Genomic DNA, 23,633 nt, shown 5'->3' on the forward strand with positions numbered 1-23,633 from the left:
CGCTACGCCGCCACCGCCTCCCCGCCAAGATACGCATCGCGCACCCGCTCGTCGTCTAGCAGCGCCTTCGCGGGCCCTTCGAGCACGACGCGCCCCGTCTGCAGCACATACCCGTAATGCGCGATCTCCAGCGCGAGGCTCGCGTTCTGCTCGACCATGAACACGGTCACGCCCTGCCGGTTGATCGCGTCGATCAGTTCGAGCACCTTGTCGACGTAGAGCGGCGACAGCCCCATCGTCGGCTCGTCCATGCAGATCAGCTTCGGCCGCGCCATCAGCGCGCGCGCCATCGCGAGCATCTGCTGCTCGCCGCCCGACAACGTACCCGCGCGCTGCGTCAGCCGCTCGCGCACGCGGGGAAACAGGTCGAGCACGCGTTCGTAGTCTTCCGCCACCGCCGCGCGGTCGCCACGCGTGTACGCGCCCATCAGCAGGTTCTCGCGCACGCTCATGTCGCCGAACAGCCGCCGCGCCTCCGGCACGGCCGCGATCCCGCGCCGCACGCGCTGCGGCGTCGCGAGCGCCGTCACGTCGTCGCCGTCGAAGCGCACGACGCCGCGGCGCGGTCGCATCAGCCCGAGAATCAGTTTCATCGTCGTCGACTTGCCGCTCGCGTTGCCGCCGAGCAGGCTGACGATCTGCCCGCGGCCGACTTCGAAGTTCACGTCGAAATGCACCTGCACCGGCCCGTAGAACGTGTCGAGGTGTTCGAGTTTCAGCAGCGCGTCGGTCATGGTCGTGTCGGGTCCGGAAGAGAGTGCGGTCATGCGGCCGCCTGCGCGGCGCGGTCGGCCGGCGCGCCACCCGCATGGCGGCGGCCGAGGTACGCCTCGATCACGCGCGGATCGTGCCGCACGTCGCGCGGCGCGCCTTCGGCGATCTTCACGCCGTTGTCGAGCACCATCACGCGGTCGGACACGCGCATCACGAGCTCGAGCTTGTGCTCGATCAGCAGGATCGTCAGGCCGCGCGCCTTCAGCGACTGGATCAGTTGCAGCATCTCGGCCGTCTCCGTCTCGTTCATCCCGGCCGTCGGTTCGTCGAGCAGCAGCAGGCGCGGATGCAGTGCGAGCGCACGGCCGATCTCCACGCGCCGCCGGTTCGCATACGACAGGCTGTGCGCCGGATGATCGATGCGCGGCGTGAGCCGTTCGCCGAACCCGGCGACGATGGCGCGTGCCTCGTCGCGCAGCGCGGCTTCCTCGCGCCGCACCGACGCGGGCCGCACGAGCGCGCGCAGCACTTCGGCCGCAGCACCCAGCGCGGGCCAGCCCGGTCGCGCCGCGCGCAGCCGCGCATGCGCGCCGATCAGCACGTTGTCGAGCACGCTCAGGTTGCCGAACACGCGGCCGTGCTGGAACGTGCGCGCGATGCCGAGCGCCGCGAGCCGTTCGGGCGCGGTGCCCGTGATGTCGCGCCCGTCGAACGTCACGCGGCCGCCATCGGACCGGTCGGCGCCCGCGATCAGGTTGAACAGCGTCGACTTGCCCGCGCCGTTCGGCCCGATCACGCTCAGCAGTTCGCCGTCGGCGAGTGTCAGGCTCGCGCCGTCGAGCGCGGTCACGCCGTCGAAGCGGCGCGTCAGGCCCCGCACGTCGAGCAAGGGTCGAGTGGTGGTCATCGTGTTCCTCCTCACACCGTGCCGAGCAGGCCCTGCGGCCGGAACCGGACGAGCAGCAACAGCACGAGGCCGTAGATCAGCATCCGGTAGTCAGCCGCCCAGCGGAACAGCTCGGGCAGCCCGATCAACGCAATCGCACCGGCAATGCCGCCGAGCACGTTGCCCAGGCCGCCGAGGATCACCATCGTCAGCGCGAGGATCGACACCTGCGAATCGAAGGTCTGGTGGTTGATATAGCTGTACAGGTGTGCGGCGATCCCGCCGCTCACGCCAGCCGCGACGCCGCCGACCGCGAACGCGATCGCCTTGTAGCGGTTCGGCGCGATGCCGTGCGCGCGGGCGGCGACGTCGTCCTCGCGCACCGCGCGCAGCGTGCGGCCGAGATGCGAGCGCAGCAGCCGCACCTGCACGAGCGCGAACACGACGAGCACCGCGAACGTGAACCAGTACGCGGCACGCGCGGTCGTCGCCCACGGCAGCGGCGCGATGCCGGTGATGCCGAGCGGGCCGCGCGTGAGGCCGTCCCAGTTCAGGATCACGAGGCTCACCACTTCGCCGATGCCGAGCGTCGCGATCGACACGTAGTGCCCACGCAGCCGGAATGCCGGATAGACGAGCAGCGTGCCGAGCACGGCGGTGATCACGCCCGCGCACGGGATCGTCACGGCCGGCGACCAGCCGAGATCCGACGACAGCAGCGCCGACGCATACGCGCCGATCACGAGCAGCGCCGCGTGGCCGAGCGAGATCTGCCCGACCGTGCCCGCGACGAGCGTGAGGCTCAGCGCGAGCAGCCCGTACAGCCACGCGTTGGTCAGCGTCTGCAGCACGTAAGGCGATGCGCCGAGCCACGGCAGCACGGCCGCGAGCACGACCAGCACGACGAGTACCGGGCGCGGCACGCGCACGGCCTTCGCGGCCGCGAGGAACGTGCCCGTCATCGGCTCGGGCGGCAGCGCGCGGTTCGCGCTGAACAACCCGTTCGGCCGCCACACGAGGAACACGATCAGCAGCCCGAACGCGAACAGGTCGCGATAGCTGGTGCCGAACAGCGCGACACCGTAGCTTTCGACGAGACCGAGCAGCAGGCTGCCCGCGATCGCGCCCGGCACGTTGCCGAGCCCGCCGATCAGCAGCGCGACCACGCCCTTCAGCGTGGCCTGGAAGCCCATCGCCGGATCGATGCTGTTGTAGTACATGCCGACCAGCAGCCCGCTCACACCGCCGAGCGCGCACGCGATCGCGAACACGGTCTGGTTCACGCGGTCGACGTCGACCCCCATCTGCAGCGCCGCGTCGCGATCCTGCGCGGTCGCGCGCACGGCCCAGCCGAGCCGCGTGAAGCGCAGGAAGCCGTATAGCAGCGCGGCCGCCGCGATGCCGATCCCCGCGATCAGCAGGTCGAGCGAGCCGAGCGTCGCGCCGGCGATCCGCAGATGCCAGTCGGGCAGCGGCGTCGGCACCGCGCGCGGGTCCGCGCCGAATGCGAGCTGCGCGAGCTGGTCGAGGATGAAGCTGATCCCGATCGTCGCGAGCAGCGGCGCGATGCGCGCCGCGTGGCGCAGCGGCCGCAAGCCGATCCGTTCGATCGCGACGCCGAGCGCGCCGCAGCCGACGACGACCGCCGCGAGCGCGACCGGCAGCGGCAGCCCGAAGCGCGTCAGGCACAGCCAGCCGATGAATGCGCCGACCATGTAGACCGAGCCGTGCGCGAAGTTGATCAGGTGCGACACGCCGAAGATCAGCGCGAGCCCGACCGCGAGCAGCGCGTAGATGTTGCCGACGATGAGGCCGTTGAGCGTGTAGTCGAGCCAGGAAGCCATCACGATGCGTCCGTTCCGTGCATGCGGTTCAGGGCCGGGTTCAACGTGCGGCGAGCTGCGGTTTCGCGCCGTCCCACAGCGCCCACTGCCCCTGCTTCACGACCAGATACACGGTACGTGCGCCCGCGACGCGGCGCGTCTGCGGATCGAAGCGCACCTTGCCGAAGATCACGCTCGGCACGTCGCTGATTTTCGCGAAGCCGTCGTGCGCGGCCTGCCGCGTCGTGCCGTAGCGGCGCAGCACCTCGGCCGACAGGATCAGCGCATCGTAGGCGCGCGCGACGAACGAATCGGGATCGGCGTGGAATTTCGCGCGATAGCGCTGCACGAACGCCTGCACTTCCGGGCGCGGTTCCGACGGGAAGAAGTTCGACTCGGTATAGACGCCATCGACGGCCGCGCCGCCCAGCTCGAGGAATTTCGGCGAATACACGGAGCCGACTGCCGCGATCGGCAGCGTGACGCCGGACGTGCGCGCCTGCCGCACGATCTGTGCGCCGTCCGCGTAGTACGAGATCAGCACGATCGAATCGGGCTTCGACGCGCCGATCCGCACGAGCGTCGAGCGGAAATCCTTCTCGGTCGGCTGATAGCCTTCGGCCGCGACGACCTGCGCGCCGAGCCCGGCCACCGCCTTCGCGAAGATGTCCTTGCTGGTGCGGCCCCAGTCGGTGTTCAGGTACAGCACCGCGATCCGCTTGAAGCCGAGTTCCTTCACCGCGTAGCGCGCGAGCAGCGGCTGCTCCTCGGCCTGGCTCAGCGCGGTGCTCCACAGATAGTCGCCGCCCTTCGTGAAGTCCGGATGCGAGTTCGTGAAACCGAACTGGATCAGCTGCCCGCGCTGATAGATCGGCGACGCGGCCATCGACGTCGCGCTGGAGAAGTCACCCAGCTCGATCGCGATGCGCGGATCGGCAACGAACTTCTGTGCGATCGCCACCGCCTGGCGCGGATCGCTGCGGCTGTCCTGGAAGTCGACCGCGAGCGGCCGGCCGTGAATGCCGCCGCTGCCGTTGATCTCGTCGAGCGCGAGATCGAAGCCGCGCTTCCATTGCTCGCCGTACTGCGCGTCCTGCCCCGTGAGCGGCCCGCTCACGCCGATCACCACCGGCTCGCCCGACACGCCTGCCGCGAACGCGCCGCCCGTCGACACCCCCCATGCGACAGCGAGCGCCGCCACCGTACCCAGCACGCGCCGCCATGCGCCGCGTGTGTCGTTCCCCGAAACGTTCATGCGTCCCCCAGCCTCAGTCAGTCGAAAAGAGTGAGGGCATGTAACCATCCGGTTCAGAGCGATCCAACGAAGTTTTGCGCATATCGATATCGTGCGCGGCGCGAAGCGGGTGATGCTCACGAACGCTCGCCGGCACGCCCCGCCTCGCGCGATGAGTCGGCATGTATCGCATCGCTTTGATTCGATTGGCGTTTCGTTCGCGGCGCCGATCGCAACCGACGCTCAAGCACGCACAGCCGGCCATCGCAACGATGGCACCCTTCGCAGTTTTCGCGCTGTCGATAGCAAAAATCATTATATGAATCACGCATGCTTGCACTTCTACAATGCGCAAATCGCATCATCGGAAGGTGTCATGGAGCTGCATCAACTCGAAGCCTTTTCCGCGGTCATGTCGGCCGGCAGCGTGACCGGCGCGGGCGAACTGCTCGGCCGCTCGCAGCCGGCCGTCACGCGGCAGATCCAGGAGCTCGAAGCCGATCTTGGCTACGCGCTGTTCGACCGGCACGGCCCGCGCGTCACGCCGACGCGGCGCGCGTTCCTGCTCTACGAGGAAGTCGAACGCTCGCTGGTCGGCCTGCGTGCGATCGAGGCACGCGCACGGGCGCTCGGCGACCAAACCGCCGAACCCGTGCGCATCGCGGCGACGCCTTCGCTCGCGGCCACGCTCGTGCCGGCCGCGCTCGCCGCGCTGCCCGACGGCACGCAGGCGCCGCACTACCAGTTGCGCAGCGAATCGGCCGAGCATGTCGTGCACGAGGTGCTGGCCGGTACGGCCGATGTCGGTGTCGTCACGCTGCCGATGGCGCATGCGGGGCTCGACGTGCACTGGATCGCGCAGACGCCGTGCGTCGCCGTGCTGCCCGTCGGCGACCCGCTCGCGGCGCAGCCGCGTCTCGCGCTGCGCGACCTCGCGCAACGCCGCATCGTCACGGTCGCGAACCGGCACCGGCTGCGCCAGCGGATCGATGCCGCATTCGCGGCCGCGCGGGTTAAAGCACGCGTATTCATCGAAACCAATGCGTCATTGAATGCGGTGATGGCCGCGCGCGCGGGCATCGGGATCGGCATCGTCGATCCGGCGACAGGTGTGGCGCTGCCGGTGGATGGCGTCGTCTCGCGCCCGCTCGATGTCGACATCCCGTTCGCGTTCGGCGTCGCGACACCGGCCGGCAAGGCACGCACGGCGGCCGTCGATGCGCTGCTCGACGCGCTGCACCGCTCGACGCGCACACTGCTCGACGACGTGACCTTTCACGACGCCGCCGCGCACGATGCATTGCTGCGCGGCGACCGGCTGCGCACCGAGCGTGCGCCGCGGGGTGCAACCCGCACGACGCGTGCACGCCGCACACGCCCGGAGGCGGCATGACAACGCCCGATCCATTACAAGCACTCGAAGCCCGGCTCGCGCAAGACCTGCGCTGGCTCGACCTGCCCGCGCCGTCGTGGGTGCCGCCGCGCGAGGCCGACGGCACCCGCGTGCTCGACGTCGCGATCGTCGGCGGCGGCATGGCCGGGCTCGCGGCTTCCGCCGAACTGCGCCTGCTCGGCATCGACAACCAGTGCGTGATCGACCGCGCGCCGGCCGGCTACGAAGGCCCGTGGGTCACGTTCGCGCGGATGGACACGCTGCGCTCGCCGAAGCAGCTCACGGGCCCCGCGCTCGGCCTGCCCGCCCTGACGTTCCGCGCGTGGTTCGAAGCGCAATACGGCCGCGACGCGTGGGACGCGCTCTACAAGATTCCGCGCACGCAATGGATGGACTACCTGCGCTGGTATCGGCGCGTGCTCGACCTGCAGGTACGCAACGACACCACGCTCGTCGCGCTGCGCCCGCGCGACGACGGCCTGCTCGCGCTCGATGTGCGCGGCAACGGCGAAGCGCAGACGCTGCTCGCGCGGCACGTGGTACTCGCCACCGGCCGCGACGGGCTCGGCGGCCCGTACGTACCGCCCGTCGCGCAGCGCGCGCCGCGCACGCGCTGGGCGCACGCCTCCGAGCCGATCGACTTCGCGGTGCTCGCGGGCAAGCGCGTCGGCGTGGTCGGCGCGGGTGCGTCCGCGTTCGACAATGCGGGCACCGCGCTTGAAGCCGGCGCCGCACGCGTCGACCTGTTCTTCCGCCGCGCGGACATCCCGCGCATCAACAAACTGACGGGCATCGGCAGCCCGGGCCTCGTGCACGGCTACGCCGATCTCGACGACGCGACGAAATGGCGTTTCATGCACTACGCGCTGACGTCGCAGACACCGCCGCCGCGCGACAGCGTGCTGCGCGTGTCGCACCACGAACATGCGCACTTTCATGCTGGCAGCCCGATCGAGACGCTCGCCGAACACGCGGACGGCCTCGACGTGACGACGCCGCGCGGACGCTACACCGTCGACTTCCTGATCTTCGCGACCGGCTTTCATTCGGACTGGACGACCCGCGCGGAATTCGCGTCGTTCGGCGCGCACGTGCGCCGCTGGAAGGATCGCTATCGACCGGAACCGGGTACGTGGCTCGACGAGCTCGCCGAGTCGCCCGATCTCGGCCCTGCGTTCGCATTCCAGGAGCGCGAGCCCGGCGCGTGTGCCGCCGTCACGCGGATCCACTGCTTCAACCATGCGGCGAGCCTGAGCCACGGCAAGCTGTCCGGCGATATCCCGGCCATCAGCGCGGGCGCCAAACGGCTCGCGCGCGGGATTGCGAGCCGGCTGTTCGACGCCGACCGCGATCGCCACTACGACGCGCTCGTCGCGTATGCAAACGCAGAACTGCAAGGTGACGAATGGCGCGATGCCGACGCATGAACATGCGTCCATCGCTCACATTGACGACGAAGGAAACCCGAGACGATGACTGAATCCATTACACCGGCCGAGGCGCCGGACACGATCGATGCGGTAGCCGGCCTGCGCGACGGCGATGCGGTCGCCGCGCTGCGCCGCGCGCGCGACAAGGTGCGGCTTCATACGCGACTGAGCGAAGCGGCGCTGTTCGATCCCGCGTTGCCCGATCTTTCGTTGATCGAACGACTTCACGCCGCACGGTATGTCGCGCAAAAGTCGAACGCGCATGCATTGGCCGAGGCTTATCGTGCACGACTGGTCGACGCGGGCGGCACGCTCGACGAGATCGCACGGGCGGACGCCGAGGCATTCGACGCGCTGCCTCGCCGCGTCGGAGCGACCCTCGCGCATGCACGCTTGCTGACGCTCGCCCCTGTCGATGCGCGCCCGTCCGACCTCGACGCGCTGAAGACGGCCGGGCTGACGACGCCCGCGATCGTCGCGCTGTCGCAGCTCGTGGCGTTCGTCGCGTATCAGTTGCGCGTCGCCGCTGCCGCGCAAGCGCTTCAGGCACGTGCCGCCACGGAGGCCGCATGACGACGACCGCCCACGGCTTCACGTCCGACACGCTCGGCTGGCGTGCGTGGCTCGACACCGTTGCACTCGATGCCGCGACGCCCGATCAGCTTGCCGTGCTCGACGCGAGCCACCCGCACGCGAAGACGTCCGACTATTACCTGCTGCTCGTCCATCTTCCCGAAATCCTGCGGCAACGTTCGGGCGTATTCAACGCGATCATGTACGGCCCGGGCGGGCTGTCGCGCGCGGAGCGCGAGCTGGCGAGCACGGCCGTATCGCGCGTGAATGGCTGTGTGTATTGCGCGTCCGTGCATGCACAGCGCTTCGCACAGCTCGCGAAACGCACCGACGCGATCGAGCAGGTATTCGACGATCCGGCGACGGCCGGCACGACGGCGCGCGAACGCGCGATCGTCCGCTACGCGATTGCGCTGACGGAACGGCCGGATACGGTCGACGCAAACGATATCGCCGCGCTGGAAGCCGAAGGGCTGGCGCATGAGGAGATTCTCGACCTGTCGCACGCGGTCGCGATCTTCGCGTGGGCGAACCGGTTGATGCTGACGCTGGGTGAACCGGTGTTTCCGGAGCCGGCGGCCAGCGCCTGACCATGCCGGGCGGCTGACCTGACGAGAACCGGCGCGCAACGCTGCGCCGGCACTCACGCTCATGCGCGTCACCCACGGCCGGGAATGGCGAGCGTCCGGTATGCCCGTCAGAACACGCCCGGAATCAGGCGATATCGAACCTGCGTCTTGTACGCACGATAATCCGCGTCTTCCGACAACACGTGTTCCTCCAGCAGGATTCTCCCGATCTGCAACAGCATCCACGCGCTGATCGTGACCAGGTTTCGGGTACCGAAGTTGGTGAGCAGGAAACCGATTTCGGACAACAGGTAACCGGCATAGATCGGGTGACGCACGAAGCGGTACGCACCGCTCGAGACGACCCCGCGGTTCGCCGGCAGCAGGCCGAATGAGCGCCCCAGCGACAGCTTTGCGAACAATTGCCACGCAATCCCGACAATTTGAAGGCCGCCCCCGGCCCACTCCGGAATCAGTTGGCTACTGGCGGTCAGCTGATAGGCGAGGCAATAGAACGAACCACCAACAGACAAGCACACCGCGACGGGATGCCAGTCGCGCCGTCTCGGCAATTTTGCGAAAGCCGAGAATCCGACGGTCAGTACTGCGGAGAACAGCAGCAGGATCAGCGTGATCCGGCCTGGATTCAATCGCCACTGCAGATAGATCATGTAGGCAAACACGCCCAGCACCGTCACCGAACACGCGCGAGCGCCAAGCTCGATCAGACTGATCCGCTCCGCTTCCTCTTTTGTCGTCGTAGCGTGGTCTGCCGGCGTACCTGGCGTGCACGTGCCCTGTCCCCCTGCATCCTGTATCCCCTGTGCCATGTTATTGATCTGTAATTTATTGAGGGCTTGTTGTATTACCGTGTATTACCGTTTCAGACTAGCATGCCTAAACGACTCACGAGGGCCGAAGCGTTGACTTTCTGACGTTAATTAGCGTAATTCCCGAGGCATTGGTCAACCAGGGATGCCGAAGCGAGATGGCGCGACGCGGCACATGTCGCGCCGACACGATCATCTCCGTCGTGCGGCAAACGATTGGCGGGTACACCGGGTGAAACCGGCCCGCTTTCGGCACGCCATGCCGCGATCGAACTGGAAATCGGACAACGGCGCGCCACGGCACATGTCGCGCCGACCGCTTCGATTCGCAGCCGCTACGTGGCCCATCCATCCGCGGCCGCGGCCGGGCCGTTTGGCAGCAACGCGGTCAGCGCGGCCCCGCCCGCATCACGCCTTGTGCGTCGACAGCAGAATACTCGTCTCGGTATTCGCGATCCCGTCGATCAGCCGGATCGCGCCGAGCACGCGATCGAAGTGCTCGAGCGAATCGGCATGCAGCTCGGCGACGAGATCCCAGCGCCCGTTGGTGCTGTGGATCGACGCGACGTTCGGATGCCCGCGCAGCACCTTCACAACTTCCGCGCCGCGATTGCCCTGCACGGCGATCGACATCAGCGCGCGGATCCGGTGCCGTTCCGCCGCCGGCTTGAGCCGCACCGTATAGCCGACGATCACGCCGTTCTTCTCCAGCCGCGTCAGCCGGTTCTGCACGGTCGCGCGCGCGACGCGCAATTCCTTCGCCAGTGCGACGACGGGCAATCGCGCGTTGTCGCGCAGCAGCGCGATGAGCTGCCGGTCGACGTCGTCGAGCGTGATCATGAGCGGGCCTTCCTGTTGAACGTGAACCGGCTGCCAGCGTGCCGGAGGCTGTGCATTCCGACCAGCGGAAACTGATCAAACTGCCGGATCTGGCTGGCAATTTGCCAAGTCTATCGATAAATCTGCCACTTTTGCCGTCTTTTTGTTGGCTCGACTCACCGAAATAATGACGCTATCGACCGGCGAGATGGGCCGCGCCGCCGCTTTCCAGGAAGCCGGGACGCGCGCCGAAGCACCGCCCGGTCGACCAGAACGCCAGGGACACCCGTACCGGCACTGAGTAATTGCAAAGCATGGGACCCGAGTAAGCGCTAAAGCGCGAACTCGGGTCGACCGCACAAGGCATGGGACCCGAGTAAGCGCTAAAGCGCGAACTCGGGTCGACAGGAGACAAACTTATGACCCGCTTCCTCGACGTTCCCGCCACCGCCCGACTGATCGCCAGGACCGGCGTCACGACGTTCCTCCGCGAGCTCGTCGACACACTGCGCGCCGATTACCTGCACTGGGCCGACTTCGACAAGTCGCCGCGCGTCGCGTGCCACTCGCGCGACGGCGTGATCGAACTGATGCCCGTCGCGAACGCATCGCTGTTCGCGTTCAAGTACGTGAACGGCCACCCCGTCAACGCCGCGCGCGGGATGCACACGGTGATGGCGTTCGGCGCGCTCGCCGAAGTCGATACCGGCTACCCGCTGCTGCTCGCCGAACTCACGCTGACCACCGCGCTGCGCACGGCCGCCACGTCGGTGCTCGCCGCACAGGTACTCGCCCGCCCCGATTCGCGCACGATGGCGCTGATCGGCAACGGCGCGCAAAGCGAATTCCAGGCGATCGCGTTCCACACGCTGCTCGGCATCGACGAAATCCGCGTGTTCGACGTCGATCCGCACGCGACCGACAAGCTCGTGCAGAACCTCGCCGCGTACCCGGATTTGCGCGTCGTGCGCGCCGCATCGACCGCCGATGCCGTGCGCGGCGCCGACATCGTGACGACCGTCACCGCCGACAAGGCGTACGCGACGATCGTCACGGCCGACATGATCGAGCCCGGCATGCACCTGAACGCCGTGGGCGGCGATTGCCCGGGCAAGACCGAACTCGAAGCGGGTGTGCTGCATGCGGGCCGCGTGTTCGTCGAATTCGAGCCGCAGTCGCGCATCGAAGGCGAGATCCAGCAGATGCCGGCCGACTTCCCCGTCACCGAGCTGTGGCGTGTGCTGCAAGGCGAGACGACCGGCCGCGAACGCGCGGACGAAGTCACGGTGTTCGACTCGGTCGGCTTCGCGCTCGAGGATTACTCGGCGCTGCGCTACCTGTATGCGCTCGCGCAGCAGCACAACGCGGGCGTCGAGATCGCGCTGATTCCGCCGGCCGTCGACCCGAAGAACCTGTTCGCGCTGATCGACGATCCGGCCGCGATCGCACAGGGTCATGCGGCGTACGTGACCGAAGCCGTCGCCGCGTTCGCGCGCTGACCGTCATCCCCGGGCGGCCCGTGCGCCGCCCGGCCCCTTGCCTTTCGCTCCTGCCTTCCATGAATCTCGTATCGATCCAGGCGCCGGCCGCCGTCGTGATGATCCGGCCGCACCGCTTCCTGCCGAACCCGCAGACCGCGGCCGACAACGCGTTCCAGCGCACGTCCGGCGCCGACGGCGCGCCCGGTGCGGCATCCGTGTCGGCCGCCGCGCGCGACGAAGTCACGGCCGCCGCACAGACGCTCGCCGACGCAGGCGTGCGCGTGCACGTGTTCGACGACCACGGCGAGCGCGACACGCCCGACTCCGTGTTCCCGAACAACTGGTTCTCCACGCATCCGGGCGGCCACGTCGCGCTGTATCCGATGTTCAGCGCGAACCGGCGCCGCGAGCGGCGCGCCGATATCGTCGAGATGCTGAAGGCCGAGTATCGCGTGCAGGACGTCATCGACTATTCCGGGCTCGAATACGACGACGTGTTCCTCGAAGGCACCGGCGCGATGGTGCTCGACCACGTCGCGCGGATCGCGTACACCGCGCGTTCGCGCCGCGCCGATCCGGTCGCGCTCGAACGCTTCTGCACGAACTTCAATTTCGAGCCGATCTGCTTCGATACGGCCGATGCCGACGGGCGGCCGATCTATCACACGAACGTGATGATGAGCGTCGCGACCGAGTTCGCGATGGTCGGCCTCGAACTCATCGCCGACAGCCGCCGTCGAGAAGAAATCGCGCAACGGCTGGCCGAAACGGGGCGCACGGTGATCGCGCTCGATGCATCGCAGATCGCGAACTTCGCGGGTAATACGCTGGAATTGTCGGGGACGGAGGGCCGCGTGCTCGCGCTGTCGCGGCGCGCGTACGACTGCCTCACGCCGGTGCAGCGCGCGACGATCGAGCGTTCCGCGCGCCTGCTGCCGCTCGACGTGCCGACGATCGAACTGGCCGGTGGATCGGTGCGCTGCATGCTGGCGGGGATTCATCTCGCGCGGCGTTCGACCGCGCGCGATACGTCGAACATCGAATCGGTGGAACGGCAACGCGAAGCTGTGTCGCATGCCTGAAGGAAACGGCGGTTACGCCTCGTACTGACCGGCACAACCGGATGCTTCGTCCTGCGAACGAGGTCGAAGCATCCGTTCCGTGACTTCCGTCACCCGGCCAGCAGCTTCAACCCCGCCGGCAGCGTTTCGCCGAACACCCGCACCGTATCGGCTTCGTCGAACGCGATCGCCTCGCGCACCATGTCGATCCACGCTGCCGACGCATTCGCGGCGGACAAGCGCTTGATCACGGCCTCGCGCGTGTCGTCCGGCAGGTCGCGCGAACGGTCTCCGGTCATCCGCGCAATCTGCGCAGCCGCGAATGCGGCCGGCTCGACCTGTTTCCAGTCGAGCGCAAACAGCGCATCCAGCCAGCCATCGACGACTTCCGCCGGCACGACACTGTGCGCGCTGCCGTAGAACGGCCGGCGCGCACCGATGCGCCCAAGCGCCCATGCACACAGCGCACGCTCGCCCGGCTTCTGCAGTTGCGCGCTCAGGCGCTCGGCCAGCTCGACCTTGCGCTCGACGGGCAGCCGTTCGAGCGACGCGGACAGACGCGTCATGTCGGCCGGGCCAACCTTGCCCGGATCGAACGGCAGCTTGCGCCGCTTGTCATCGGTCGGTTCGAGGAATGCGATCGCGTCGCGCACCTGGGTCTGCGCGTCGTCGTCGAGGCCACCGGCCACGCGCCGCCACAACGTCCACCACTCGGACCACACCTGAGCGTCGGTCACATACTGAATCCCGTCGTCGAACAGCGGCCACAGCTGCTCGACGCGCCATGCGTCGAGCGGATGGCCGAAGCCCGGACGCAGGCAATAGCCGGCGAGGTTCAGCCACGCACGTTCGTGATCGGCCGAGCGCCGGCGCCGCCGGGCGCGCGCGAGCAGCGCATCGAACAGTTCGCGCGCAAGCGCGACGTCCCATTCTTCACGCGCACCGAGCACCTGTTCGAGCTGCGCGCGCAGCCGGCGCGTGTCTTTCGGCGTGACGCCGGCGGCCTTGCTGCCGAACGAGCGCTCGATCAGTTCGATCGCCTGGTCGAGACGCGGATGCCGCGCGAGCGCGGCGTCATCGCCCTGCGCAGGCGCATCGCCGCGCAACTGGAATTCGAGCCGCCAGCGGCGCGATGCATCGTCGGTTGCGATGCAGTGCATTTCGAGCGTGCCGACTTCGGTCAGCGACGCGGTGAGCTTCACTGGCGTTTCGCGCGCGTCGCTGCCCGCTTTCGCATCGACGACCGTCGCAATCGGCGGCAGCCGCACGAAATCGCCGCCGTCGAGATCGACGAGGTCGCCGGGTTGGTACGCAGTTTCGGCCACCGTCGACACGAGGTGGAAACGCACCGGCTGCCCGAGTTGCAGCGCGAACGTGCGATCGTCGAGCCGGATCTCGTGGCCCTCCTCCGCACCGCGCGGCAGCAGGCAGACGCCACGTGCGGCTGCGCCTTCGGCACCATCGTCGAGCACGAGGAAATAGCTGCGCGCGGACCCGCCGCCGATGCGCGGCGCATGCCCGGCGCGCGCGAGCCCGTAGGCCACCGCGCCGCGCGCGACCGCGACGTCCGGATGCGCGTTGTGCAGCACGTCGAGCGGCGCACCGCGCCACGCGCCGAGCGTCTGCGCGAGACGGCCGGCAAGCGCGCCCGCGCGGAACACGCCGCCGTTGAGCAGCAGCGTGTCGGGCAGCGGGCCTTCCGCATGACGATTCAGGAACGCGGCGACGTGCCGCGTGACGGCCGCGTCGCTCGCATAAGGCAGCCCGAATTCGACGATCGCGGCGCGCGCACGGCGCGGCAGCTCGCCGGCTTCGACCTGCGGGAAGAAACCGTCGACGACGATCTGCTCGACTTCCTGCCGCGTCAGCTCGGCCGAACGCGCGCCGCCGACGAGCTTGCTGCCCGCGCCGAGCAGCGTGACGTTGACGGATTCGGGCGCATCGTCACCGAGCAGCCGCTCCTTCGCCGCACGACAGCGCTCGACGAGCTGCGACAGGCTCGCGGCGGACAGCCGCGTGCCGGGCTCGGTCAGCCGAGACTCGACCAGGCGCGCGAGCGCGAGGTCCATGTTGTCGCCGCCGAGCATCAGGTGATTGCCGACGCCGACGCGCGTGAAAGTCGGCTCGCCGTCGTCGCCCGGCGCGACATCGACGAGCGTGAGGTCGGTCGTGCCGCCGCCGACGTCGCAGATCAGCACGCGCCGCGCGGCGGCAAACGTGTCGCGCAGCGTATCGCGCTGGCCGTACAGCCAATCGTAGAACGCAGCCTGCGGCTCTTCCAGCAGCCGCAGCGCGGGCAGCTTCGCGCGCCGCGCGGCTTCGACCGTCAGTGCGCGCGCCCCATCGTCGAACGACGCGGGCACCGTCAGGATCACGTCCTGCTTCGCGAGCGGCGCATCGGGAAAGCGCGCGTCCCACGCGTCGCGCACGTGTGCGAGATAACTCGCGCTCGCGTCGACCGGCGACACCTTGTCGACGCCGTCGGCCGCGCCCCACGGCAGGATCGCCGCGAGCCGGTCGACCGACGCGTGCGACAGCCAGCTCTTGGCGCTCGTGACGAGCCGGCCCGGCACCTGCGCGCCGAGCGTGCGCGCGTAGCGGCCGATCACGGCCGGCGTCGCACCGGCCGCGTTCGCTTTCGCATGGGCCGCCCACGGCAGCCGCAGCGTGTCCGGCGGCAGCTCGCCCGCCGCCGGGTGATAGCGCACCGACGGCAGCAGCGGCTGCGCGGCCACCGCGCCGGGGCCGACCAGCTGCTCGACGTCGAACACGCGGATCGCGTCGAAACCGGCCTCGACGTATGCGACGACCGTATTGCTCGTGCCGAGGTCGATCCCGACCGTATAGCGCTTCATCGCGCTCAGGCGGCGCCGCGCACGTCGAACTCGACCTTCCAGCGCTCGTTCGTGCCGCTCGGGATCGCCTCGAGCTCGAGCGTGCCGGCTTCGGTCACGCGCGCATGCAGCTTCACCGGCACGACCTCGCCGACCGTGCGCCCTTCGGCGGGCAGCGTCGCCTGGATTTCTTCCAGTTCCTGCAGCTCTTCCGGCGACCAGTAGTCGAGCAGCGTGCCGACCTGATCCTGGCGGCGCACCGACGAACCGAAGAAGCGGAACTGCACCGGTTCGCCGACGACGAGGCCGAACTCCTGCGGCGGCAGCGCCGCATCCGAACCTTCCTCCATCCCGAACGGCGCGACGCACAGCGCCTGCACCGGCGGTTCAAGCCCCGGCACCGCGGGCATCGCCGATTCGATCGCGACGTAGTACGCACGCGCCGTACCGCCGCGAATGCGCACGCCGCGGCCGCGCTTCACGTAGCCGTAATACGCGGCGCCGCGTGCGACCGCGAGATCGAGATCCGCGCCTTCCAGCAGGCGCGCGGGCGGCGCGCCTTCGGCGGCGAGCCAGCTGTTGAGCGTATCGAGCACACGCTGCGTGAGCAGCGTCGACTTGAACACGCCGCCGTTGAACAGCACGGCGGTCGGATGCAGGAACGTCGCACCCTGCGGCAGCGTGCGCTGCACGCCTTCGAGCGAGTCGAGCGCCGCGACCTGGCGGCCGAGGAACGCCGCGAGATGGCGCGTGATGCCCGCGTCCTGCGCATACGGCAGGCCGAGCTGCGTCAGGCCGACGCGCGCGCGGCTCACCGGGCGCGCGGCCGCGTCGACTTGCGGGAAGAAGCCTTCGAGAATCGTCTGCGTGAGTTCCGCACGCGTCAGCTCCGTGCGGATCGACCCGCCGATCAGCTTCGAGCCGCGGCTCGGCACGACGAGCGGCACCGCGTCGGTCGTCGGGTCGGACAGCAGCGTTTCCTTCGCGGAACGGCATGCGTAGGTGAGCGCGCGCAGTTGCCACGGGTCGGCCTGCGTGCCCTGCTGCGCGAGCTTGCGCGCCACGATGTGCGCGAGCGCGAGGTCCATGTTGTCGCCGCCGAGCAGGATGTGCTCGCCGACCGCCACGCGATGCAGCTCGAGATTGCCTTCGCGCTCGACCACCGCGATCAGCGACAGGTCGGTCGTGCCGCCGCCGACGTCGACGCACAGGATCAGGTCGCCGACCTGCACCTGCTTGCGCCAGCCGCCCTGGCTCTTCTGGATCCAGCTGTACAGCGCGGCCTGCGGCTCTTCGAGCAGCGTCATCCGCGAGTAGCCGGCGGCGCGCGCGGCCTCGGCCGTCAGTTCGCGCGCGGCCGGGTCGAACGACGCGGGGATCGTGACCGTCACGTCCTGGTCGGCAAACGGCGCGTCGGGATGCGTGTGGTCCCACGCTTCGCGCAGGTGCGTCAGGTAGCGGATCGAGCTTTCCAGCGGCGACACGCGCGACACTTCCGGCGGTGCATCGCTCGGCAGGATCGCCGCGCGGCGGTCGACGCCCGGGTGGCACAGCCAGCTCTTCGCGCTCGACACGAGGCGGATCGGCGTGCCGGCGCCGCGGGTGCGCGCCATCTCGCCGACCGCGAACGCGCGCGAGGCCGTCCACGGCAGCGTCAGGTCGCCCTGCGTGAGTTCGCTTTCATGCGGAAGATAGAGGAACGACGGCAGCAGGTCGCGCGACTCCAGCGCGCCGGGCGCGGTGAGCTGCGCGATCGGCAGCACCTGCTGCGTGATGGTTTCGCCGTCGCTCGCGGCGCTGTCGACATACGACAGCGCGCAATGGGTCGTACCGAGATCGATACCGATGGAATAGCGCGGATCGCTCACAGTTCCACCTCCGCCGGTGCGACCACCGAGGCGTCGTGGCTGCCCGTCAGCTTCGGCAGGCGCACGTCGGCCACGCGCCAGCCGCGATGGCTGACGGTGCCCGTGAACGGCGCGGAGCCGACCACGTTGCCCGTCACGCGCACGGCTGTCGCGTCGAAGCCGGCCGGCAGCGTCACGCGGCTGCCTTCGGCTTCGTCGCGCACCGGCACGATCGTGAAGTGCTCGCGCAGCGCGGCACGGCAGCCGTCGTGCACGAGGCGCGCGGCCGCGCCGATATCGGCGTCCGCGTAGCCGGCGATGTCTTCCTCGACGAAGTCGATGAAGCGCGCATCGCGCTGCAGCAGGCCGAGCAGTTGCAGGGCGGCCTGCGGGCTCGCCTCGTGCAGCTCGGGCGCCGGCGCCTTCACGGGCGCGGCGGCGGGTGCCGGGGCCGGTGCCGGTGCCGCGGCGGGCGCCGGTGCGACCGGTGCCGGGGCGCCGTCGCGCACGCGCAGCACGCCGGCCGCGAACTCGCGATTGCCGAGCACGGAGAAGAACGTGCCGACGGCAAGCGACAGCCGGCCGAAGAAGGACAGGTTGGATTCGGGCATGGGGTCTGGACTCCTGTGGGCTCGCGACACGGCGAGCAATCTTGCCTGGGCGCCCGGCGGCGGCGTGCGGATTGCGCACTGCCGCCGCCCGGCGCGTGATTCGATCGCGCCCTCTCGGGTGCGGAAAACCCGTATTTTGCCCTGTGGCGGGCGAACCGGGCAGAAGTTGGGGGACAGAACATCGCGGCGCAGCAGTTTCGGCCGCGTCGGCGCGCTCGTTGGCGACGCCCGGCCGCGATGCTGCGGTGCGTCAGCGCGGCTTGCGCCGCCGCGGCGCCTTCGCTTCGAAATCGCGCGACAGCATGCCGAGCGTGACTTCGCCGAAGCGGGCGAGCAGCGTCGTCTCGGCCTCCTTCAGCGTGGCCGACAGATGCGCGTTGACGGCCTGCTCGACCAGGCACTCGGCCTCGTCGTCGGTCACCAGATCGGAGAACAGCGGCGGCTCGCCCACCGCGCGATAGACATCGAGCAGCGTGATGTCGTCGAGCGCAACGCTCAACACCCAGCCGCCGCCATGCCCCTTCTCCGACTGCACGTAGCCGCAATCGCGCAGGCCGCCGAGCAGGCGCCGCACGACCACCGGATTCGTGCACAGCATCGTCGCGATCGCTTCGGACGTCATCGGGCCGTCGACCTGATCCATGTGGATCAGCGCATGCAGCATGCGCGACAAGCGGCTATCGGTTCTCACGGGCGGCGCCCCTCTTTCTCGAAACTTTTGAAGTTGCGTGAATCATACCATCGCCCTATCATGCAACTTCTCGTGTTTCATGAGTTGGGTTGGCCGTCATCGGAACACGTCCGTCATTTACACAGGTTCAGGAAAGGAGTGGGGGCATGCATGACCATCATGAAGTGATCGTGATCGGCGGCAGCTTTGCGGGGCTGTCGGCCGCGATGCAGCTGGCGCGGGCGCGCCGCCGCGTGCTCGTGATCGACGCCGGCCGGCCGCGCAACCGCTTTGCCGTGCACGCGCACGGCTTTTTCGGGCAGGACGGCAAACCGCCCGCGCAGATCGTCGAGGAGGCCGCCGCGCAGCTCGCCGCGTATCCGACCGTACAGCGGATCACCGGTGACGTGCGCACGGCCGAACGCGATGCGGACGGCCGCTTCCACGTGACGCTCGCCGACGGCAGCCGTGCGAGCGCCGACCGCTTGATTCTCGCGACAGGTATCCGGGACGAGTTGCCCGCGCTGCCGGGGCTCGCCGAGCGCTGGGGCGTCAGCGTGCTGCATTGCCCGTATTGCCACGGGTACGAGGTGAGCGGCCAGCGGCTCGGCGTGTTGGCCTCGCATCCGCTGTCCGTGCATCAGGCGATCCTGATTCCGGACTGGGGCCCGACGACGTGGTTCACGCAGGGTGTAGTCGAAGCAAATGAAGAAGAAGCCGCGTTGCTCAATGCGCGTAGCGTGCGCATCGAACGGTCGCCCGTTGCTGAAATCCTCGGCGATGCGCCGCGGATCGACGCATTGCGGCTCGCCGACGGGCAGGTCGTGCCGATCGATGCGCTGTTCGTCGGCGCGCGTACGGCGATGGCGAGCGATCTCGCGCAGCAGCTCGGCTGCGCATTCGACGACGGGCCACTCGGCCCGGTCGTGCGCGTCGATGCAATGAAGCAGACGAGCGTCGCCGGCGTGTTCGCGGCCGGCGATGCGTCGACACCGATGACCAATGCGACGTTCGCGTCGGCGTCGGGCGTGATGGCCGGGGTGGCCGCGCACCGGTCGCTGATCTGGGGGCTGCACGCATAAGCCGGCATGCAGCCCGCTGCAAGACGATGTCATGCCACGCGCGGCGCGGCATCCACCGCCGGCTGCACGTCGCCTTCCGTGCTGCATTCCTCGAGCGAAATCCGCCGCGTTTCGCGCCCGTTGAGCCACCACAGGCCGGCCGCGAGCGGACCCGGCAACGCGAGCACGAGCAACACGACCAGCGCGGCCGACGGCGAGCCGGACATCGCATAGACGTTGGTCAGCATCAGCGGCGCGATCACCGCGCCGAGCCGGCCGATCGCGACCGATACGCCGAGCCCGGTCGCGCGAATCCGCGTCGGCAGGATCTCGGACGACACGACGTAGCCCGAGATGTACGCCCATGTGACGCCGAACTGGATCAGGCAGTAACCGAGCACCATGCCGGGCAGCGCGTGCATCGCGTAGATGAACACGATCGCCGCGACGGTGAACGTGTAGCTCACGAACAGCGACGCACGCCGCCCCCACGCCTCGACGAGCACCGCCGCGACGATGCCACCCGCGAGCGCCGCCGCGTTGCCGATCATGTAGTAGAGCGGCATGTCCGTCGACGGTACCTTCATGTACGGCAGGATCACGAGCGCCATCAGCGACAGCACGCCGTACACGACGGCCGCCTGCGAAAAGTTCAGCGCACCGGCCAGCGCGCAGCGCGCACGATACGCGCCGAACAGTTCGCCGACGTTGCGCCAGAACGCGGGCGCCTGATGCGCGAAACGGGTCGGCGCATAGCGTTTCGTCAGCAGTGCGCGATCGGCCTGCGCACGCGGATCGCGCGCGGCGCTCGCGACGACCTGCTCGACGATCGCGTCGGCTTCCGCCACGCGCCCCTGCTGGATCAGCCAGCGCGGCGACTCCGGAATCACGCGGCGAATCCAGAAGAACACCAGCGCCATCGTCGTGCCGAGGCCGAAGCCCACGCGCCACGCCCACTCGGCCGGCAACTGGTTCAGCACGAGATACGACACCGCCGCCGACAGCAGCGCGCCGACCGGAAAGCCCGACAGGATCAGCGCGTCGGTGCGGCCGCGATGGCGCTTCGGAATGAATTCGCCCATCGTCGCGGTCACCGCCGAGTATTCGCCGCCGACGGCCAGCGCCGTCATCGCGCGGAAGAACAGGAACGACTCGTAGTTCCACGACAGCACGGTTGCCACGCTGAAGAACGCGTACCAGAGCAGCGTCGCGAGAAACAGCCGCTTGCGGCCGTAGCGGTCGGCGAGATAGCCGAACGCGATCGCGCCGACCAGCATCCCGAACACCCAGATGCTGACCGCGAGCGAGCCCTGTGCCGCGCTCAGGTGCCAATGCGACTTGAGCACGCCGAACACGCTGCCGATGATGTTGGTTTCGAACGAGTCGAGCGCCCAGCCGACGCCGAGCGCGACCAGCATCAGCGTGTGGAAGCGCGTCCACGGCAGGTTGTCCAGACGCGCGAGCGCGTCCGTTTCGATCGGGTGAGACGATTTCATGATGAGTGGCTCCTCGTCAGTGAAGCGCCCGTTCGGGCTGCTCCGGGCTGAAGTCCAGATGCGGAAAGCGCGCGCGCGTGCCGATGAAGTTGCGGCCGCGCGCGCCGTCGAATGCGTGATCCACGATCCGCGCCCATTCGTGCGCGTCGATCCCGTATGCGGCCGGGTGGCGCGCGACGCCGAGCGTGTCGAGCAGCGCGGCGAGCTGCGCGGGCGCCGACGCGATGTCGCCGAAGATCTCGCGCAGTGCGGCGTCACAGGCGTCGTCGACGCCGAGCGCCGCCTGCATCACCGCCGGCAGGCAGAACGAGCACGCGATCCCGTGCGCGACGCCGCGCGTCAGCGTGATCGCATAGGAAATGTTGTGCGCGAGCGCCGTGTGCGTATTCGAAAACGCGAGCCCTGCGCGCAGCGCACCGAGCGCCATGTCGCTGCGCGCGCCGAGATCGTCGGGATGCGCGTTCACGCGGCAGAGGCCGCCGATCAGTTCGCGCGCCGCCTGCACCGCGAGGCCGCGCGTGACGGGGTTCGCATGGATGTTCCAGATGCTTTCGAGCGCGTGCGACAGTGCGTCGAGGCCGCTCGCGAGCGTCGGCTGCATCGGCAGGCCGACCATCAGGCACGGATCGACGATCACCGTTTCCGGATAGAGGTCGGGCCGCGACAGCGACAGCTTGCGCGCGTTGTGCGGATCCCAGACGGTCGCCCAGTGCGTCACTTCGCTGCCGGTACCGGCCGTGGTCGGGATCGCGACGATCGGCAGCGCGGGGCGCGCCGCATCGTCGCGACCGGCGTCGGTATTGCCGGACAGGATGCGCAGCACGCGATCGAAGTCGCCGTGTTCGGCGGCGAGCACTTTCGCCGAATCGATCACCGAGCCGCCGCCGAGCGCGATCAGCACGTCCGGCTTGCCGGGCAGCGCGGCGAGCTGATCGCACGCGCGCCGCAACATCGGCACCGACGGGTTCGCCTCGACACAGTCGATCCGCGTGAGCGCCGGCCCGAGCTGCGCTTCGAGCCGGTCGGCGAGCTGCGCGAACACCGCATCGGGATAGGTGACGATCGCGTAGCTGCGGCCGGCGAGCGCATCGCTCGCGCCGGCCAGTGCGTCGACACCGAAGCGGATCCGCACGGGATTGTGAAAGCGCCAGCCGCTCATGCCGCGGCTCCCGCACGCATTGCACAATCATCAGCATGACGAATCATGTCATGGGGTAAAGGATCATCGAAATTCATGCTCGCACCTGGATCGAATGGGGTTGAGCAGCAGGTTAGGCACCCGCGATGACGCGTTCGTGATCGAAAATCCCGGTTATCGGCTATGGATCGACCGAAATTTTCGATCGATCGCCGCCGCGGGCCGGTGCGCAACCGGCCGCCTTCATGCATCGAGCGGCCGGCACCGCGCCACCGCATCGAAAAACGACGCGACCAGCCGGCTCTCGCGCCGCTCGCTCAGGCAGCACACGTGGATATGGGTCTCGACCGGATCGCCGTCGATGCGCAACGGCCGCAGCCGCGCATCCGGCACGTATTCGGCCTTCGACACCGTGCCGACGCCGAGCCCGCGCGCGACGGCCTCGCGCAGCGCCTCGCGGCTGCCGATGTCCATCGCGATACGCGGCGTCAGGCCGGCGGCCTCCATCGCATCTTCGAGCGCGCGGCGCGTGGTCGAGCCCGGTTCGCGCATCAGCAGCGGCTCGCCGGCCAACTCACGCAGCGTGATCGCGTCGCGCTTCGCGAACGGATGCGTCGTCCGCACGAACGCGATCACCGGAAAGCTCGCGTAGCGCTGCGTGAAGTAACGCGCGTCCTCGAACGCACGGGCCACCACCCCGACGTCGCAGACGTACTGGTCGAGATCGCGCAGCACCGTTTCCGAATTGCCGAGCGCAACCGACAGGTGCATGTGCGGATGCAGCGCGTGATACGCCTCGATCATCTCGGTCACGTGGAACGGGCCGACCGCGCCGATCTTCAGCGAACCGCGCTGCAACGCGCCGCTGTCGCGCAGCAGCGCGGCGGCATCGGTCTCGTCGCTGCAGATGCGGCGCGCGATCGGCAGGAATTCGAGGCCGACCGCCGACAGTTCGACGCGCCGCCCGCGCCGGTGGAACAGCTCGACGCCGTGCTCCTGTTCGAGGGTCTGGATCTGCGACGTGATCGTCGTCTGGCTGGTGGACAGCGCGCGGGCGGCCGCAGTGAAGCCGCCGTGCTGGACGACGGCGATGAAGCTGCGAAGCTGGGTCAGGGTCATGGGGGTCAGGCGGTCGATCGGGAATTTCGTGCCAAATGCCGGGA

The 23,633-nt window shown here is 69.0% G+C and carries 20 protein-coding genes; 7 read left to right on the top strand and 13 right to left on the bottom strand.

Going from position 1 to position 23,633, the window contains the following annotated elements; all coding sequences use genetic code 11:
- Nucleotides 1-2: 2 nt before the first annotated feature.
- From BDI24065_RS16140 to BDI24065_RS16155, 4 genes are read right to left on the bottom strand one after another with little or no spacing between them, the layout of a single operon-like run.
- The gene (locus tag BDI24065_RS16140) at nucleotides 3-767 is read right to left on the bottom strand and encodes an ABC transporter ATP-binding protein (protein WP_039354526.1); all 765 of its coding nucleotides are present in this window, start codon (nucleotides 765-767) and stop codon (nucleotides 3-5) included.
- Entirely contained in the window at nucleotides 764-1,621 is an 858-nt protein-coding gene (locus BDI24065_RS16145; RefSeq protein ID WP_175032114.1) for an ABC transporter ATP-binding protein, read from the bottom strand. Before BDI24065_RS16145 ends, BDI24065_RS16140 begins: the two co-directional genes overlap by 4 nt.
- A gap of 11 nt (nucleotides 1,622-1,632) precedes the next feature.
- Entirely contained in the window at nucleotides 1,633-3,444 is a 1,812-nt protein-coding gene (locus BDI24065_RS16150; protein WP_175032115.1) for an ABC transporter permease, read from the bottom strand.
- A gap of 40 nt (nucleotides 3,445-3,484) precedes the next feature.
- Nucleotides 3,485-4,678, bottom strand: a complete 1,194-nt coding sequence (locus BDI24065_RS16155; protein WP_175032116.1) for an ABC transporter substrate-binding protein — start codon at nucleotides 4,676-4,678, stop codon at nucleotides 3,485-3,487.
- A gap of 355 nt (nucleotides 4,679-5,033) precedes the next feature.
- Between BDI24065_RS16155 and BDI24065_RS16160 the strand changes: the two genes are divergently transcribed.
- Genes BDI24065_RS16160 through BDI24065_RS16175 form a run of 4 tightly spaced genes read left to right on the top strand, consistent with a single transcriptional unit; the run spans nucleotide 5,034 to nucleotide 8,643 of the window.
- The gene (locus BDI24065_RS16160) at nucleotides 5,034-6,050 is read left to right on the top strand and encodes a LysR family transcriptional regulator (protein WP_175032117.1); all 1,017 of its coding nucleotides are present in this window, start codon (nucleotides 5,034-5,036) and stop codon (nucleotides 6,048-6,050) included.
- Nucleotides 6,047-7,477: an NAD(P)-binding domain-containing protein gene (locus BDI24065_RS16165; RefSeq protein ID WP_175032118.1), complete on the top strand. Its 1,431-nt coding sequence runs from the start codon at nucleotides 6,047-6,049 to the stop codon at nucleotides 7,475-7,477. Before BDI24065_RS16160 ends, BDI24065_RS16165 begins: the two co-directional genes overlap by 4 nt.
- A 45-nt stretch (nucleotides 7,478-7,522) precedes the next feature.
- Nucleotides 7,523-8,053 carry a CMD domain-containing protein gene (locus BDI24065_RS16170; RefSeq protein WP_175032119.1) on the top strand — a complete coding sequence of 177 codons (531 nt, stop codon included), beginning with the start codon at nucleotides 7,523-7,525 and terminating at the stop codon, nucleotides 8,051-8,053.
- Nucleotides 8,050-8,643, top strand: a complete 594-nt coding sequence (locus tag BDI24065_RS16175; protein WP_175032120.1) for a peroxidase-related enzyme — start codon at nucleotides 8,050-8,052, stop codon at nucleotides 8,641-8,643. Before BDI24065_RS16170 ends, BDI24065_RS16175 begins: the two co-directional genes overlap by 4 nt.
- Before the next feature lie 107 nt (nucleotides 8,644-8,750).
- Here BDI24065_RS16175 and BDI24065_RS16180 read toward each other — a convergent pair whose 3' ends face one another.
- A complete protein-coding gene (locus BDI24065_RS16180) occupies nucleotides 8,751-9,293 on the bottom strand; it encodes a methyltransferase family protein (RefSeq protein WP_254609777.1) in 543 nt (180 codons plus the stop codon).
- Between the two features lie 567 nt (nucleotides 9,294-9,860).
- Nucleotides 9,861-10,292, bottom strand: a complete 432-nt coding sequence (locus tag BDI24065_RS16185) for an Lrp/AsnC family transcriptional regulator (RefSeq protein WP_006479718.1) — start codon at nucleotides 10,290-10,292, stop codon at nucleotides 9,861-9,863.
- A gap of 398 nt (nucleotides 10,293-10,690) precedes the next feature.
- Here BDI24065_RS16185 and BDI24065_RS16190 point away from each other — a divergent pair, with 398 nt between their 5' ends.
- Together BDI24065_RS16190 and ctlX are read left to right on the top strand one after the other, a co-directional pair.
- Nucleotides 10,691-11,770 (top strand): ornithine cyclodeaminase, encoded by a 1,080-nt coding sequence (locus BDI24065_RS16190; RefSeq protein WP_175032122.1) that lies wholly within the window; start codon nucleotides 10,691-10,693, stop codon nucleotides 11,768-11,770.
- A gap of 59 nt (nucleotides 11,771-11,829) precedes the next feature.
- The gene (gene ctlX, locus BDI24065_RS16195; protein WP_175032123.1) at nucleotides 11,830-12,834 is read left to right on the top strand and encodes a citrulline utilization hydrolase CtlX; all 1,005 of its coding nucleotides are present in this window, start codon (nucleotides 11,830-11,832) and stop codon (nucleotides 12,832-12,834) included.
- An 89-nt stretch (nucleotides 12,835-12,923) separates the two neighbouring features.
- Here the strand turns inward: ctlX and BDI24065_RS16200 are convergent, their stop codons facing one another.
- From BDI24065_RS16200 to BDI24065_RS16215, 4 genes are all read right to left on the bottom strand, one after another.
- Nucleotides 12,924-15,668: an Hsp70 family protein gene (locus BDI24065_RS16200; protein ID WP_175032124.1), complete on the bottom strand. Its 2,745-nt coding sequence runs from the start codon at nucleotides 15,666-15,668 to the stop codon at nucleotides 12,924-12,926.
- A gap of 5 nt (nucleotides 15,669-15,673) precedes the next feature.
- On the bottom strand, nucleotides 15,674-17,515 hold the full coding sequence (locus BDI24065_RS16205) for an Hsp70 family protein (RefSeq protein ID WP_175032125.1): 1,842 nt from the start codon (nucleotides 17,513-17,515) through the stop codon (nucleotides 15,674-15,676).
- Nucleotides 17,512-18,105 carry a DUF2760 domain-containing protein gene (locus tag BDI24065_RS16210; RefSeq protein ID WP_175032126.1) on the bottom strand — a complete coding sequence of 198 codons (594 nt, stop codon included), beginning with the start codon at nucleotides 18,103-18,105 and terminating at the stop codon, nucleotides 17,512-17,514. The genes BDI24065_RS16205 and BDI24065_RS16210 overlap by 4 nt, the downstream gene beginning before the upstream one ends.
- Nucleotides 18,106-18,355: 250 nt before the next feature.
- Nucleotides 18,356-18,796 carry an RrF2 family transcriptional regulator gene (locus BDI24065_RS16215; protein WP_175032127.1) on the bottom strand — a complete coding sequence of 147 codons (441 nt, stop codon included), beginning with the start codon at nucleotides 18,794-18,796 and terminating at the stop codon, nucleotides 18,356-18,358.
- A gap of 146 nt (nucleotides 18,797-18,942) precedes the next feature.
- Here BDI24065_RS16215 and BDI24065_RS16220 point away from each other — a divergent pair, with 146 nt between their 5' ends.
- Nucleotides 18,943-19,857, top strand: a complete 915-nt coding sequence (locus tag BDI24065_RS16220) for an NAD(P)/FAD-dependent oxidoreductase (RefSeq protein ID WP_175032128.1) — start codon at nucleotides 18,943-18,945, stop codon at nucleotides 19,855-19,857.
- A gap of 29 nt (nucleotides 19,858-19,886) precedes the next feature.
- On the opposite strand, the gene BDI24065_RS16225 is transcribed toward BDI24065_RS16220, so the two are convergent.
- The 3 genes from BDI24065_RS16225 to BDI24065_RS16235 all read right to left on the bottom strand — a co-directional run bounded on the left by BDI24065_RS16225 (nucleotide 19,887) and on the right by BDI24065_RS16235 (nucleotide 23,589).
- Complete coding sequence (locus BDI24065_RS16225) at nucleotides 19,887-21,332, bottom strand: MFS transporter (RefSeq protein WP_175032129.1); 1,446 nt, start codon at nucleotides 21,330-21,332, stop codon at nucleotides 19,887-19,889.
- A 16-nt stretch (nucleotides 21,333-21,348) separates the two neighbouring features.
- A complete protein-coding gene (gene psrA / locus BDI24065_RS16230) occupies nucleotides 21,349-22,491 on the bottom strand; it encodes an iron-containing alcohol dehydrogenase PsrA (protein WP_175032130.1) in 1,143 nt (380 codons plus the stop codon).
- Between the two features lie 222 nt (nucleotides 22,492-22,713).
- Nucleotides 22,714-23,589, bottom strand: a complete 876-nt coding sequence (locus tag BDI24065_RS16235) for a LysR substrate-binding domain-containing protein (protein ID WP_175015144.1) — start codon at nucleotides 23,587-23,589, stop codon at nucleotides 22,714-22,716.
- Nucleotides 23,590-23,633 lie beyond the last annotated feature (44 nt).

Source organism: Burkholderia lata (assembly GCF_902499025.1).
Classification (GTDB): Bacteria; Pseudomonadota; Gammaproteobacteria; order Burkholderiales; family Burkholderiaceae; genus Burkholderia; species Burkholderia lata_C.